Source organism: Streptomyces sp. NPDC097981 (genome assembly GCF_040302565.1).
GTDB lineage: Bacteria > Actinomycetota > Actinomycetes > Streptomycetales > Streptomycetaceae > Streptomyces.
The window spans coordinates 199,495-214,419 of the sequence record NZ_JBEORW010000006.1; the positions used below are offsets into that span (position 1 = coordinate 199,495).

At 72.4% G+C, this 14,925-nt stretch carries 12 protein-coding genes; 10 read left to right on the plus strand and 2 right to left on the minus strand.

The genetic code is table 11. The features are described from left to right. Positions 1-170: 170 nt before the first annotated feature. The 4 genes from ABTY04_RS08635 (at position 171) to ABTY04_RS08650 (ending at position 3,823) form a co-directional block, all read left to right on the plus strand. On the plus strand, positions 171-1,772 hold the full coding sequence (locus ABTY04_RS08635) for a flavin-containing monooxygenase (protein ID WP_352212651.1): 1,602 nt from the start codon (positions 171-173) through the stop codon (positions 1,770-1,772). Continuing rightward, positions 1,769-2,683, plus strand: a complete 915-nt coding sequence (locus ABTY04_RS08640; protein WP_352212592.1) for an alpha/beta fold hydrolase — start codon at positions 1,769-1,771, stop codon at positions 2,681-2,683. Before ABTY04_RS08635 ends, ABTY04_RS08640 begins: the two co-directional genes overlap by 4 nt. Continuing rightward, positions 2,680-3,573, plus strand: a complete 894-nt coding sequence (locus ABTY04_RS08645) for an SDR family oxidoreductase (protein WP_352212593.1) — start codon at positions 2,680-2,682, stop codon at positions 3,571-3,573. The genes ABTY04_RS08640 and ABTY04_RS08645 overlap by 4 nt, the downstream gene beginning before the upstream one ends. Positions 3,574-3,649: 76 nt before the next feature. Beyond that, entirely contained in the window at positions 3,650-3,823 is a 174-nt protein-coding gene (locus ABTY04_RS08650) for a hypothetical protein (protein WP_352212594.1), read from the plus strand. 66 nt (positions 3,824-3,889) lie between these two features. Here ABTY04_RS08650 and ABTY04_RS08655 read toward each other — a convergent pair whose 3' ends face one another. Then, positions 3,890-7,195 (minus strand): S41 family peptidase, encoded by a 3,306-nt coding sequence (locus ABTY04_RS08655; protein WP_352212595.1) that lies wholly within the window; start codon positions 7,193-7,195, stop codon positions 3,890-3,892. A gap of 152 nt (positions 7,196-7,347) precedes the next feature. On the opposite strand from ABTY04_RS08655, the gene ABTY04_RS08660 reads away from it, so the two are divergent. Together ABTY04_RS08660 and ABTY04_RS08665 are read left to right on the plus strand one after the other, a co-directional pair. Then, complete coding sequence (locus tag ABTY04_RS08660; RefSeq protein ID WP_352212596.1) at positions 7,348-7,938, plus strand: TetR/AcrR family transcriptional regulator; 591 nt, start codon at positions 7,348-7,350, stop codon at positions 7,936-7,938. A 116-nt stretch (positions 7,939-8,054) separates the two neighbouring features. After that, complete coding sequence (locus ABTY04_RS08665; protein WP_352212597.1) at positions 8,055-10,256, plus strand: MMPL family transporter; 2,202 nt, start codon at positions 8,055-8,057, stop codon at positions 10,254-10,256. A gap of 94 nt (positions 10,257-10,350) precedes the next feature. Here ABTY04_RS08665 and ABTY04_RS08670 read toward each other — a convergent pair whose 3' ends face one another. Beyond that, the gene (locus ABTY04_RS08670) at positions 10,351-10,773 is read right to left on the minus strand and encodes an SsgA family sporulation/cell division regulator (protein ID WP_352212598.1); all 423 of its coding nucleotides are present in this window, start codon (positions 10,771-10,773) and stop codon (positions 10,351-10,353) included. A 182-nt stretch (positions 10,774-10,955) separates the two neighbouring features. Between ABTY04_RS08670 and ABTY04_RS08675 the strand changes: the two genes are divergently transcribed. The 4 genes from ABTY04_RS08675 (at position 10,956) to ABTY04_RS08690 (ending at position 14,871) form a co-directional block, all read left to right on the plus strand. Further along, positions 10,956-12,011, plus strand: coding sequence for an energy-coupling factor ABC transporter permease (locus ABTY04_RS08675; protein ID WP_352212599.1), 1,056 nt, complete (start codon positions 10,956-10,958; stop codon positions 12,009-12,011). Position 12,012: 1 nt separating this feature from the next. Then, complete coding sequence (cbiQ, locus tag ABTY04_RS08680; protein WP_352212600.1) at positions 12,013-12,780, plus strand: cobalt ECF transporter T component CbiQ; 768 nt, start codon at positions 12,013-12,015, stop codon at positions 12,778-12,780. Between the two features lie 119 nt (positions 12,781-12,899). Beyond that, positions 12,900-13,661, plus strand: a complete 762-nt coding sequence (locus ABTY04_RS08685) for an energy-coupling factor ABC transporter ATP-binding protein (RefSeq protein WP_352212601.1) — start codon at positions 12,900-12,902, stop codon at positions 13,659-13,661. A gap of 28 nt (positions 13,662-13,689) precedes the next feature. Beyond that, positions 13,690-14,871, plus strand: a complete 1,182-nt coding sequence (locus ABTY04_RS08690) for a serine hydrolase domain-containing protein (protein ID WP_352212602.1) — start codon at positions 13,690-13,692, stop codon at positions 14,869-14,871. Positions 14,872-14,925: the final 54 nt, after the last annotated feature.

Consider the following 14,925-nt stretch of genomic DNA (forward strand, 5'->3'; position numbering starts at 1 on the left):
GGCGTACCGGCAGTAACTTTCCGGCCGCGACCTCTACCCATGAGTACGGAGCTGCTCTACCCTCCCGATTGTGCCAGTGATTGCTGGCAGTGTTCCACTGTGGTTGTGACTGGGCTGGGCTGGGACTGCTGAAGCGGAAGGCGGCGGGCATGGGCGGCATGGGTGGTGCCATGGGCGAGCGCAAACACGTGCGAGTGGCGGTGATCGGGTCCGGGTTCGGCGGGCTGGGCGCGGCGGTACGGCTGCGGCGCGAGGGGATCACGGACTTCGTCGTACTGGAACGGGCCGACTCCGTCGGCGGGACCTGGCGCGACAACAGCTATCCCGGGTGTGCGTGCGACGTCCCCTCCCACCTGTATTCGTTCTCGTTCGCCCCCAATCCCGACTGGCCGCGGACGTTCTCCGGGCAGCCGCACATCCGGGCGTACCTGGAGCACGTCGCCGACACCTTCGGGCTGCGGCCCCACATCCGGCTCGACTCCGAGGTCCGGATGATGCGCTGGGACGCCGACCGGCTGAGGTGGGAGATCGAGACCTCGGCCGGATCGCTTGCCGCCGATGTCGTCGTCTCCGCCACCGGGCCGCTGTCCGACCCGAAGATGCCGGAGATCCCCGGGCTCGCCGAATTCCCCGGCAAGGTCTTCCACTCCGCACGCTGGGACCACGACTACGACCTGCGCGGCAAGCGGGTCGCCGTGATCGGCACCGGTGCCTCCGCCATCCAGATCGTGCCGGCCATCGCGCCCGACGTGGAGCGCCTCACCCTGTTCCAGCGGACCGCGCCGTGGGTGATGCCGCGCACCGACCGGGCCATCGGCGGCGTGGAGCGCTGGCTGCACCGTCAGCTGCCGTTCACCCGGGCGGCCCGCCGGGGCCTGCTGTGGGGGATCAGGGAGCTCCAGGTCAGCGCGTTCACCAAGCGGCCGAACCAGCTCGGGCTCATCGAATCGCTGGCCAAGGCCAACATGGGGCGCTCGATCAAGGACCCGGAGCTGCTGGCCAAGCTGACGCCCTCGTACCGGATCGGCTGCAAGCGGATCCTGCTCTCCAGCGAGTACTACCCGGCGCTCGCCCGGCCGAACGTGGACCTGGTCGCCTCCGGGCTGACGGAGATCCGGGGCAACACGCTGGTCGCGGCCGACGGGACCGAGACCGAGGCCGACGCGATCATCTTCGGCACCGGCTTCCACGTCACGGACATGCCGATCGCCGACCGGGTGGTGGGCGCCGAGGGCCGGACCCTCGCGGACCACTGGAAGGACGGGATGCAGTCGCTGCGCGGGGCCACGGCGGCCGGCTTCCCGAACTGGATGACGATCATCGGGCCGAACACCGGCCTCGGGAACAGCTCGATGATCCTGATGATCGAGTCGCAGCTGAACTACATGGCGGACTACCTGCGCCAGCTGAACGTGCTGGGCGGGCAGGTCGCGCTCGCCCCCCGGCCCTCGGCCGTGAACCAGTGGAACCGGCAGGTCCAGGCCCGCATGGAGCGGACGGTGTGGAACACCGGCGGCTGCACCAGCTGGTACCTGGACGCGCAGGGCCGCAACACCACGGTCTGGCCGGGCACGACCGGCGAGTTCCGCAAGGAGACGCGGAGCGTGGACCTCTCCGAGTACGAGGTCGTCCGCCTCCGGGACACCGGGGCCGAGCGGGTCCCGGCCCGGGCGCAGACCCCGGCCCCGGCCCGTACGGAGGCCAAGGGCAAGGCCGCCTCCGGAGCCGCCGCCGGCGCGGCCACTGCCACCGCCGAGGAGGGCGCCGCGTGAGCCGGCCGGCGCACGTCACCTCCGGGCCGTACGCGCCGCCCGCCCCCCGGCGGGAGTCGGTCGCGGTCTCCGCCGACGGATCCCGGCTGCACGTGGAGGAGCACGGGGACGAGGGCGCGCCGGCCGTGGTGCTGGCGCACGGCTGGACCTGCTCCACCGCCTTCTGGGCCGCGCAGATCCGGGAGCTCGCCAAGGACCACCGGGTCATCGCGTACGACCAGCGCGGACACGGGCGCAGCCCCGCCGCTTCCGGCTACGGCACCACCGAGCTCGCCGACGACCTGGTCGCCGTGCTGCGTGCCACCCTGGCCCCCGGGGAGCGGGCGGTCGTCGCCGGGCATTCCATGGGCGGCATGACGATCATGGCCGCCGCCAGGCGGCCGGAGTTCACCGAGCACGCCGCCGCCGCGCTGCTGTGCAGCACCGGCAGCGCCCGGCTGGTCGCGGAGGCGCTGGTCGTGCCGCTGCGCCCCGGGCGGGCGAGGACCCGTGTCACCGGCGCGGTGCTCGGTTCGCGCGCCCCGCTCGGGCCCGTCACGCCGGTCGCCAAACGAGTGCTGAAGTACGCCACGATGGGCCCCGGGTCCGCGCCCGACAAGGTCGAGGCCTGTGCCCGGATCGTGCACGGCTGCCCCACCCGGGTCCGGTACGCCTGGTCCGAGGTGCTGGCCGGGCTGGACCTGGAGGCGAACCTGGCCGCGCTCACGGTGCCCACCGCCGTCATCGGCGGCAAGAACGACAGGCTCACACCGATCGTGCACGCCCGGGGGATCGCCGCCGCGCTGCCGCACTGCGTGGGGCTGACCGAGCTGACCGGCATGGGGCACATGACCCCGGTCGAGGCCCCCGAGGCCGTCACGAACGCCGTGCGCGAGCTGACCGCGCACTTCCTGAAGGAGGAGACGCCGTGAGTGCGAGCAGGAGTCTGGAAGGCCGGGTCGCCGTCGTCACCGGCGCCGCACGCGGGGTCGGCGAGCTCCTCGCCCGCAAGCTGTCCGCGCGCGGCGCGAGGGTGGCGCTGGTGGGGCTGGAGCCGGAGGCCCTCAAGGAGGTCTCCGAGCGGCTGCACACCGACAGCGACCACTGGCACGCCGACGTCACCGACCACGAGGCCATGGCCCGGGTCGCGCAGGAGGTCAAGCAGCGCTTCGGCAAGGTCGACATCGTCGTCGCCAACGCGGGCGTCGCCGCCGGCGGGCCGTTCGCCGACTCCGACCCCGAGGCCTGGCGCCGGGTGATCGAGGTCAACCTGATCGGCGGGGCCGTCACCGCCCGCGCGTTCCTCCCCGTCCTGGCGGAGAGCCGCGGCTACTTCCTCCAGATCGCCTCGCTCGCCGCGATCACACCGGCACCGATGATGACGGCGTACTGCGCATCCAAGTCCGGCGTCGAGGCCTTCGCGCACTGCCTGCGCGCCGAGGTCGGCCACAAGGGCGTCGAGGTGGGCGTCGGCTACCTCTCCTGGACCGACACCGACATGGTGCGCGGGGCCGACCAGGACGAGGTCATGCGGGAGCTGCGCCGGCGGCTGCCCTGGCCGTCGAACCGCACGTACCCGCTGGGCCCGGCCGTCGACCGGATCGTCGCCGGCATCGAGCGGCGCTCGCCGCACGTGTACGCCCAGTGGTGGCTGCGCGGGATGCAGGGCGTGCGCGGCTACCTGCCCGGGATCATCGCGACCGCCGGCCGGCGGGAGATGAAGCGCTTCGGGCCCAGGCTGGCGGGTGTCTCCCGCGGGCTCGTGGGGGCCGGAGGGGCCGCCGACGAGGAGGAGCGCGCCCGCGGCACAGCGCGCCACTGATCGAAATGCGCGCTTTGTCCGCCCGTGCAAATCTGGTCGAGGCCCAGTCCCCTACACCCCTCCAGGAGTGAACAGCGTGGGTATCAAAGACCAGTTCCAGGACAAGGCGGCAGAGTCCAAGGGCAAGGCCGCGGAGGCCGCGAAGAGCGCGAAGGACGAAGCGTCCAAGCGCGGTGCGCAAGCCTCCGACCAGACCAAGAAGAAGAAGGAAAAGGTCCACGACGAGCTCGACGACAACTGGGACTTCTGACGCCCGGACGTCCGGACACCCCGAGGGGCGCGACCGTGCAGTGCGGTCGCGCCCCTTCCGCATGCCCTACTGCCTCGGCGGCAGCTTCGGACACCGCAGGTCCGGTACGTCCGCGTAGCCGGGCGGCACCGCGGCCGGCTCCTGCTCCAGCAGTTCCAGCGCGAGGTGCACGGCATCGTCCAGCTGGGCGTACCGCCCCTCCGCCCAGTCGAGCGGGGTGCGCAGGATCGCGAGGTCCGGTTCCACGCCGTGGTTCTCCACCGACCACCCGTACTCCGGGAACCAGGCGGCGTTCATCGGCACCGTGATCACCGTGCCGTCGCCCAGGGTGTGCCGGCCGGTCATGCCGACCACCCCGCCCCAGGTGCGCTGGCCGACCACCGGGCCGAGCCCGAGCAGCTTGATGGCCGCCGTGATCATGTCGCCGTCCGAGGAGGTCGCCTCGTCGGCCAGCGCCACGATCGGACCCCGGGGTGCGTTGGAGGCGTACGACACCGGCTGGGCGTTGCGCGTCAGGTCCCAGCCGAGGATCGAGCGGGTCAGCTTCTCCACCACCAGCTCGCTGATGTGCCCGCCCGCGTTGCCGCGTACGTCCACGATCAGCGCGGGCCGGGACATCTCCATCCGCAGGTCCCGGTTGAACTGCGCCCAGCCCGAGCCGCCCATGTCGGGGATGTGCAGGTAGCCGCACTTGCCGCCGCTGAGCTCCCGGACCACCGCGCGCCGCTTGGACACCCAGTCCTGGTAGCGCAGCGGCCGCTCGTCGATCAGCGGCACCACCGCCACCCGCCGGGCCCGGCCGCCGCTTTCGGCGGGCTGGAAGGTCAGCTCGACCGTGGTGCCCCCCGCCGCCTCCAGCAGCGGGTACGGCCCGGCCACCGGGTCCACCGGCCGCCCGTCCACGTGGGTGAGCACGGAGCCCTCCCGGATGCCGGTGCCGGCGAGCGGGGAGCGGGCCTTGGAGTCGGAGGACTCGCCGGGCAGGATCCGCGCGAGCATCCAGCCCTCCTCGCGGTGCACGAAGTTGGCGCCGAGCAGCCCGATCGGCCGGTGGTAGTGCGGCGGGCCCTCGTTGCGGCGCGCGGGGGAGACGTACGCGTGCGAGGTGCCGAGCTCGCCGAGCACCTCGCGCAGCAGGTCCGCGAACTCGTCGGGCGAGGCGACCCGTTCGACCAGGGGGCGGTACTGGCGCAGCACCCCGTCCCAGTCGATGTTGCACATGTCCGGCTCCCAGAAGTACGCGCGGATGAGCCGCCCGGCCTCCTCGAAGGCCTGGCGCCACTCGGCGGCCGGGTCCACGTGGTGCAGGATGCGCCGCAGGTCCAGGTAGACGGTGGAGTCGCTGTCCCCGGACTCGGTCGCCGGGACCGCGCGCAGGTCCCCGTCGTCGTTGACGACGAGCCGGGTGCCGTCGCCGCTGACCGCGAACCAGTCCAGCCCGGAGGCCAGTTCGGTCTTGCGCGCCTTGGTGATCTCGAAGTGCTCCAGGGTGGGCTTGCCGCTGGTGTCGGTCGGGCTGGCGAAGGTCTCGCCGAGCGCGCCCGAGATCGGCCAGCGCAGCCACACCAGTCCGCCGCCATGCACCGGGTGCAGGGCCGAGTACTTCGACGCCGTCACCGGGAACGGCGTGACCCGGCTCTCCAGCCCCTCCACCTCCACCATGACCGCGCCGTCGCCCTCGGTGGCCTCGGCGGCCTCGCCCTCGCCCGGGTCGAGTCCGCCCGCCGCGGGCCGGCCGTCGGGGGTGAACGCGAACGGCGAGGGGGTCGCCGAGGACAGCGGCACCAGGTACGGGCGGCAGCCCAGCGGGAAGGACAGGTCTCCGGTGTGCACGTCGTACACCGGGTCGAAACCGCGCCAGGACAGGAAGGCCAGGTAGCGGCCGTCACGGGTGAAGACCGGGTGGTCGTCCTCGAAGCGGCCGTTGGTGACGTCCACGACGGCCCGCGGGCCGGGGCCGGAGATCCGGGCCATCTTGATCTGGCGCAGCGAACGGCCGATGCCCGGGTGCGACCAGGTCAGCCAGGCCCCGTCGGGTGAGAACGCCAGGTCGGTGACGGGCCCGTTGATGGACCGGATCAGCTCGGTGACCTCTCCGCCGGACTCCTCGCCCGCGTCGATGAGCAGCAGGCGCCCGTCGTTGGAGGCGATGGCGAGACGCTCCCCGGCCGGGTCCGAGAGCAGTTCCAGTACGCGGCCCATCTCGCCGGAGGCCAGCCGGCGCGGCTCCCGGTCCCCGGAGGCCCGGGGGAGGTAGGCGATCTCGATCGCGTCCTCGCCCTCCGCGTCCGTCACGTACGCGACCTGCCCGCTGCTGCCGAGCATCTCGGGCAGCCGCACCCGGACGCCCGGGGTGTCGGCGATGGTCCGGGCCGGCCCGTCGCGGTGCGTGAGCCAGTACAGGCTGCCGCGGACGACGACCGCGCTGGCCCGGCCGGTGGCGTCGACGGAGAGCGAGTCGACGTGGCTGGCGGCCGGGACCTGGTACGTACGGCGGCCCGCGCGGGGGCCGCCGAGGCGGACGTCGAGCTTGCGCGGGGCGGTGTCCCGGGCCAGCGACTCGACGAGCCAGAGGTCCCCGGCGCACTGGTAGACGATCCGGGAGCCGTCGCTGGAGGCGTGCCGGGCGTAGAACTCCTCGTGGTCGGTGTGCCGGCGCAGGCCGGTGCCGTCGGGCAGGCACGAGTACAGGTTGCCGATGCCCTCGTGGTCGGAGAGGAAGGCGATCCGGCCGTCCACGAACATCGGGGCGTCGAGGTGGCCCTCGATGTCCTCCAGCAGCCGCTTGCCGTGCAGCCAGAGCCGGCCGGTGGCGCCGCCGCGGTAGCGCTTCCAGGCGGCGGGCTCGTGCGGGGGCTTGCCGGTCAGCAGCAGGGTGCGCCGCTCGCCGGTGCCTTCCCCGTCGTGGACCTCCTCGTGGACCGCGATGTCGGAGACCGGGCCCCAGGGGAGCTTGCCGCCGGGCGAGCCGTCGGTCGGCACGCTGTAGGCCCAGGCGAAGTACGAGAAGGGCTGCCCGTGCGAGGACACGGCGAGGATGTCGCTGCGGCCGTCCTTGTCGGGCGGGGTCCAGCCGCAGACCCGGGTGTCGGTGGCGCCCCAGTAGCTGAGCTGGCGGGCCGGTCCGCCGTCCACCGGGGCGAGGTGGATCTCGGGGTCGAGGCTGCGCCAGCTGGTGAAGGCGATGTGCCGGCCGTCAGGGGAGAACCGGGGGTGGCCGACTCTGGTCCGGTCGACGGTGATCCGCCAGGCCCGGCCGGGGGGCTCGCCTTCGGGGACCAGCGGGGCGACCCACAGATCGTCCTCGGTGGCGAAGCACAGGAGATCGTCGTGGAGGTGCGGGAAGCGGAGGTACGCGCCGTCGTGACTCACCCCACAATGCTTTCCAAGCCCAGGGGGGCTGGCAACTCGTACGGGTGATCCATGCCACCCCCGAAACGAAACGGAACGGTTTCGTTCTCTTCGCGGCGGGGGTATCGTCATTGGTGTACGAAACGGTTTCGTTCGGAAGGGAGGTGCCGGAGTTGTCCGAAGAAACCTCGTCGCGGCGCAGCCGGATCACCCCCGAGCGGGAAGCCGAACTCCACGGGGCGGTCCTCGACCTCCTCCGCGAGGTCGGCTACGAGGCGCTGACCATGGATGCGGTCGCCGCCCGTACGAAGTCCAGCAAGGCCACCCTCTACCGCCAGTGGGGGAGCAAGCCCGAGCTGGTCGCCAAGGCCCTGCGGTGCACCCAGCCGGCCTCCCTCCGGGAGATCGACACGGGCACGCTGCGCGGCGACTTCCACCGCATGGTCGAGCTCTCCGACGACGCGCAGATGGCGAAGGACACCGCGCTGATGCGGGGTCTCGCCCACGCCGTCCACGAGAGTCCCGAGCTTCACCAGGCGTTGCGCAGGCTGCTCTTGGAGCCGGAGATCTCCGGACTCGACGAGATCCTGCGACGCGCCGTGGACCGGGGCGAGGTCGCCCCGGACCGCCCCGCGATCCGCTTCGTGCCGCACATGCTCATCGGTGCCTTCATCGCCTTGCCGCTGATGGAGGACCGATCCGTGGACCAGGCGTTCCTCGCCGACTTCATCGACTCCGTGGTTTTCCCCGCCCTCGGCGTCTGAGTCCTTCCGGGCTCCTTCCTGCTGCTCCTGACACGCCGCTCTCGTCGTCGGGCCGGCTCTCCACGCCCTGATCCATCCCGGATCCAACCCACGACCTGAACGGGAGAACCGCCTCCGTGGCTACCTTCCTCTACCGACTCGGCAGGGGCGCCTTCCGGCGCCGCGGCCTCGTCGCCCTCGTCTGGGTGGCGCTGCTGTTCGCCGCCGGCTTCGGCGCGGCGACCGCGTCCGCGCCCACCTCCGGATCGTTCTCGATACCCGGCACGGAGGCCCAGAAGGCCTTCGACGTGCTGGACAAGAAGTTCCCGGGCATGTCCGCCGACGGCGCCACCGCCCGCATCGTCGTCAAGGCGCCCGCGGGCGCCTCGGTCAACGACCCGAAGAACAAGACCGAGGTCGAGAAGATCGTCTCCGGCCTGAAGGACGGCCCGGGCAAGCCCCAGGTCGCCTCGGTCACCGACCCGTACCAGGCCCAGGCGGTGAGCCGGGACGGCTCCACCGCGTACGTGAGCGTCAAGTACACCGTCAGCGGCATGGAGCTGAAGGACGAGACGCGCGACGCGCTCAAGGACTCCGGCACCGCGGCCAAGGCCGCCGGACTCACCGTCGAGATCGGCGGCGACGCCCTGATGACGGCTCCCGAGACGGGCTCCGGCGAGATCGTCGGCATTCTGATCGCGGCGATCGTCCTGGTCATCACCTTCGGCTCGCTGATGGCGGCCGGGCTGCCGCTGCTGACCGCGCTGATCGGCGTGGGCATCGGCGTATCCTCCATCACCGCGCTCGCCAACGTGCTGGACCTCGGCACGACCACCTCCACCCTCGCGATGATGATCGGCCTCGCGGTCGGCATCGACTACGCGCTCTTCATCGTCTCCCGCTACCGCGTGGAGCTCGCCGAGGGCCGGGAGCGGGACGAGGCCGCGGGCCGGGCCGCCGGAACCGCCGGCTCCGCCGTCGTCTTCGCCGGACTCACCGTGGTCATCGCCCTCGTGGGCCTGGCCGTCGTCAACATCCCGATGCTGACCAAGATGGGCTTCGCGGCCGCGGGCACCGTGGTCATCGCCGTCCTCGTCGCCCTGACGCTGGTCCCGGCCATCCTGGGCTTCGCGGGCAAGAAGGTGCTTCCGGCAGGTACGAAGAGCAAGCTGTTCGGCAAGGGCAAGCCCGCCGGGGCCGCGCCCAAGGCCAACGGCGGCACCCGCTGGGCCCGTTTCGTCCTGCGCCGCCCCGTCGTGGTGCTGCTCGTCGGCGTGATCGGCCTCGGCGCCATCGCGATCCCGGCGGGCAAGCTGGAGATGGGCCTGCCGGACGACGGCGCCCAGCCGGTCTCCACCACCCAGCGCAAGGCGTACGACCTGCTGTCCGAGGGCTTCGGCCCGGGCTTCAACGGCCCGCTGCTGGTGGTCGTCGACGGCGACAAGAAGCTCGCCGACCAGACGGTCGACCGGATCAAGGGCCTGGAGGGCGTGGCCGCGGTCACCCCGCCGACCCCGAACAAGGACGGCGACGCCGCGGTGATCACGGTCATCCCGAAGGACCGCCCGTCCTCGACGGAGACCGAGAACCTGGTCCACACGATCCGCGACGGCAGCGGCGACGACGTCCTCGTCACCGGCGCGACCGCGATGAACATCGACTTCTCGCAGAAGATGAATGACGCGCTGCTGCCCTACCTGGCACTCGTGGTCGGCCTCGCCTTCCTGCTGCTGATGCTGGTCTTCCGCTCGGTCCTGGTCCCCCTCAAGGCGGCCCTCGGCTTCCTGCTCTCGGTGGTCGCCGCCCTCGGCGCGGTCGTCGCGGTCTTCCAGTGGGGCTGGCTCGGCTCGCTCTTCGGGGTGGAGCAGACCGGCCCGATCATGAGCATGATGCCGATCTTCATGGTGGGCGTCGTCTTCGGCCTGGCCATGGACTACGAGGTCTTCCTCGTCACCCGGATGCGCGAGGCGTACGTCCACGGCGAGCGCCCGGGCCAAGCCATCGTGACCGGCTTCCAGTACAGCGCGCGGGTGGTCGTGGCCGCCGCCGTCATCATGATCGCGGTGTTCTCGGGCTTCATCGGCGCCAGCGAGCAGATGATCAAGATGATCGGCTTCGGTCTCGCCATCGCCGTCCTCTTCGACGCCTTCGTCGTCCGTATGACGATCGTCCCGGCGGTGCTCGCACTGCTCGGCCACAAGGCCTGGTGGCTGCCGCGCTGGCTGGACCGGCTGCTGCCCAACGTGGACGTGGAGGGCGAGAGCCTGCGCAAGCACCTCGAAGGCACCGCCGGGTCCCCGGAGGACCCGGGCAAGGACCGCGAGCTGGTCAACGCCTGACCCCGCAGCCCATCAGGCCCGGCCCGGCCCCGCACCCGATCGCCGGGTGCGGGGCCGGGCCCGTTCGGGCTGAATCGAAAGAGACGGCCCTTCGCTAGGCCCGTCGGGTGACGGCGGCGTTCGCGCGGCGCAGGAAGCGGCGCAGCGCGGCGATATCGAACTGGATCACCGCGACGCCCTCGGGGGAGTGGCACTCGACGACCGCCTGGACGCGGCCACAGGGCCAGACGCGTACGTCGCCGGTGCCGGTCGGGGCCTGGAGGCCCGCTTCGAGGAGGGCCCGGGGGAAGACCCACTCGTTGTCGGTGCCCTCGGGGGAGAGGCCGCCGGGGAAGACGATCCGTACGGCGAGCGGCTCGGCGGGGGCGAAGCGCAGCGCGACCGGGATCTTCCGGTAGAGCGGGTCGTCGCTGATCACGCGGGCGGTGACGCGTTCCTCGACGGCGGCGGGTGCGACGGCTGTGGCGACGGCGGTGGGTGCTGAGGTCGCGGGGGGATTCTCGGCGGTGGCTGACACGACAAGACTCCTCGAATCGGCACATATGAGTCCGTATTTCCCCCCAGCCTCGCACATTTCAACGAAACTGCGCGCCCGCATTTGTGTTGCGGACGCTCTTGCCAAGCATTTGCAATTAGGCATTAAGCTTAAGCGGTTAAAGATTTGGTCAGCTCAAAGACCGCAGGAAGCGGAGCAGCCCCATGCATGTGCCCGACGGGTTCATCGACGCCCCCGTCTCCGTTGCCGCCGGCCTCGCCGCCGCAGGCGCGGTGGCCGTCAGCCTCCGCGGTGCCCGCCGGGAGCTCGACGAGCGGGCGGCGCCGCTCGCCGGACTCGTCGCCGCGTTCATCTTCGCCGTGCAGATGCTCAACTTCCCGGTCGCCGCCGGCACCAGCGGACACCTGCTGGGCGGGGCGCTCGCCGCGATCCTCGTCGGCCCCTGCACCGGGGTGCTGTGCGTGTCCGTGGTGCTGCTCATGCAAGGCGTCCTGTTCGCCGACGGCGGGCTGACCGCCCTCGGCGTCAACGTCATGAACATGGCCGTCGTGACCGTGGTCGTCGCCTACGCCGTCTTCCGCGGGCTGCTGAAGCTCCTGCCGGACACCCGGCGCACGGTCACCGTCGCCGCCTTCGCCGGAGCACTGCTCTCGGTGCCCGGCGCGGCCGTCATGTTCACCCTCCTGTACGCCCTCGGCGGGACCACCGACGTCCCGCTCGGCAAGGTGTTCACCGCCATGGTCGGCGTGCACGTGCTGATCGGCATCGGCGAGGCCGTCATCACCGCCGCGACCGTGGGCGCCGTACTGGCCGTACGGCCGGACCTGGTGCACGGGGCGCGCGGGCTGGCCGCGCCGCTGAAGCTGCGCGTCGGAGGCGAGCTGGTCGACGCCCCGGCCGCCGCCGCGCCCGCGGCCGCCGCCGCCCGGTCCACGAAGCCCGTGTGGATCACCGGCCTGGTCGCAGCCCTCGTCCTGGCCGGCTTCGTCTCCTTCTACGCCTCCGCCAGCCCCGACGGACTGGAGAAGGTCGCCGCCGACAAGGGCATCGACCGGAACGTGAAGGAGCACGCCGCCGCCGGCTCCCCGCTCGCCGGCTACAGCGTCAAGGACGTCGGCGACGCCCGCCTTTCCGGCGGCCTCGCCGGCGTCATCGGCGTCGGCACCACCGTGGCCGTCGGCACCGGGATCTTCTGGACCGTGCGCCGCCGCCGCGCGCAGGACCTGACCGCCGCCTCGACCGCCTCCACGGCGCTCTGAGATGGGCGCGGGTCACGCCCACAGGCTCTACCGGCACGGGCACTCACCGGTCCACGCGCTGCCGCCGCACTGCAAGCTGGCCGCGGCCTTCGGCTTCGTCGTGGTCGTCGTGTCCACACCGCGCGAGGCGGTGTGGGCCTTCGGGCTGTACGCCGTCCTCGTCGCGGCCGTCACGGCCGCGGCCCGGATCCCGGCCGGCTTCCTGCTGCGGCGGCTGCTGATCGAGGTCCCGTTCGTGGCGTTCGCCCTGCTCATGCCGTTCGTGGCGCAGGGGGAGCGGGTCGAGGCGCTCGGGATGCAGCTCAGCGTCTCCGGCCTGTGGGGCGCCTGGAACGTGCTGGCCAAGGGCACGCTCGGGGTCGCCGCGTCCGTCCTGCTCGCCTCGACCACCGAACTGCGCGCACTGCTCCTCGGCCTCCAGCGGCTGAAGCTGCCGCCGCTGCTGGTGCAGATCGCCTCCTTCATGATCCGCTACGGCGATGTGATCACCGACGAGCTGCGGCGGATGTCGGTCGCACGGCGCTCGCGCGGGTTCGAGGCCAGTGGCATCCGGCACTGGGGGGTGCTGGCCAAGACCGCCGGAGCCCTGTTCATCCGCTCCTACGAGCGCGGCGAGCGGGTCCACCTCGCGATGGTCAGCCGCGGCTACGCCGGATCGATGCCGGTGATCGACGACGTGGCGGCAACGCCCACGGAGTGGGCGCGCGCCTCTGCGCTCCCTCTGACAGCACTGGCCGTCCTGCTGACGGCCGTCTGTCTGATGGGGTGACTCCTCCGCCCGGGGGCGGCTTCTCACTCGCCTCCTGGAAGACTCATGACGGCCAAGCCCTGACCGCTGCCGTAGCAGATGACCGATCGTAGCGGCGAAGGCCATGTAGGGAGAGGGAAATGGAGCAATCGACCGTACCGGCCTCGCTGGAGGTGAGCGGCCTCGCGTACGCCTACCCCGACGGGCACCAGGCCCTCTTCGGCGTGGACCTGACCGTCGGACAGGCCGAGCGGGTGGCCCTGCTCGGCCCCAACGGCGCCGGCAAGACCACGCTGGTGCTGCACCTCAACGGCATCCTCGGCGGCGGAGTCGGCACCGTGGCCGTGGCCGGGCTGCCGGTCGAGAAGCGCAACTTCGCCGAGATCCGGCGCCGGGTCGGCATCGTCTTCCAGGACCCGGACGACCAGCTGTTCATGCCGACCGTGCGCGAGGACGTGGCCTTCGGCCCGGCGGCCGCCGGCATGCGGGGCGCGGAACTGGAGGCGCGGGTCCGCGAGGCCCTGGAGCAGGTCGGCATGGAGGCCTTCGCGGACCGGCCGCCGCACCACCTGTCCTTCGGGCAGCGCAGGCGGGTCGCGGTGGCGACCGTACTGGCGATGAGGCCGGAGATCCTGGTCCTGGACGAGCCCTCGTCCAATCTCGATCCGGCGTCGCGGCGCGAGCTCGCGGACATCCTGCGCGCGCTGGACGTGACCGTGCTGATGGTGACCCACGACCTGCCGTACGCGCTGGAGCTCTGCCCGCGGTCGGTGATCCTCAGCGAGGGCGTCATCGCGGCCGACGGGCGCACGCAGGACCTGCTGTGCGACGAGGAGCTGATGCGGGCCCACCGGCTGGAGCTCCCGTTCGGCTTCGACCCCCGTTCGGTATCGGTGGCATAAGTCGGACCAGGTGATTGTTGGACCGCCTGTGAACATCCAGGGTGAGGTGGCGGACGGCTTCGAGGCCGTCCGGGACGCTTTCGTACGCAACTTCGAGGCGCTCGGGGACCGGGGCGCGGCGGTGGCCGTGTACCGGGACGGCCGGAAGGTCGTGGACCTGTGGGCGGGCCCGAAGCACGTCGACGGCGACGACGGCGTCGGCGTCGGCGCCGGCGAGCCCTGGGCGGCCGGCACGGCACAGGTGGTGCGCTCGGCGACCAAGGGCGTCGCCGCCGTCGTACCGCTGCTGTTGCACGAGCGGGGGCTGCTGGACCTGGACGCGCCCGTGGGGGCGTACTGGCCGGAGTTCAAGGCGGGCGGCAAGGAGCGGGCGTTGGTCCGGGACCTGCTCGCACACCGGGCGGGGGTGCCGGCCCTCGACGTGCCGCTGACCCCCGCCGAGGCGGTGGACGGGATCAGCGGGGCGCGTGCGGTCGCCGAACAGCAGGCCTTCTGGGAGCCGGGCTCCGCCCACGGCTACCACGCGCAGACGTACAGCTGGCTGCTGTCCGAGCTGGTGCTCCGGGTGACCGGGGCCTCGCTGGGCAAGTGGCTGGCGCAGGAGGTCACGGGCCCGCGGGGGCTGGAGCTGTGGATCGGCCTGCCGGAGGCGGAGGCGGCCCGGGTGGGCCGGGTGGGTCCGGTGGACCCGCCGGAACAGACGGGGGTGCTCCGGGCGCGGCCCCGGCGCAACGTCTCGGAGGCGTACGCCGACCCGTCGTCGCTGACCCGGCGGGCGTTCGCCGCCATCACACCGGCGCCGGACGAGAACGCCCCGGAGTTCCGGGCGGCCGAACTCCCGGCGTCCGCGGGCATCGGCACGGCACGCGGCCTGGCCGGCATGTACGCGGCGCTGCTGGGCGACACGGAGGACGGCACACGGCTGTTCAGCCCGGAGACGGTCCGGCTGGCGGGTACGGAACTCTCGGCCGGGCCGGACCGGGTACTGGTCGTCAACACGCGTTTCGGCCCTGGGTACATGCTGCACAGCCCGGCCTCGCCGCTGCTGTCCCCGGCCTCCTTCGGCCACCCGGGCCGCGGGGGCTCACTGGCCTTCGCGGACCCTGAGGCGGGCATCGGCTTCGGCTACGTGACGAACGCCCACGCCAAGTCGGTCACCGCCGACCCGCGGGCCCAGGCCCTGGTCCGGGCCGTCCGGGCCTCGCTCTGACCCGTCCGGGACCCGGGTCCTGGCGGACCGGCCGCTGCCGGCCCACGAGGTGGT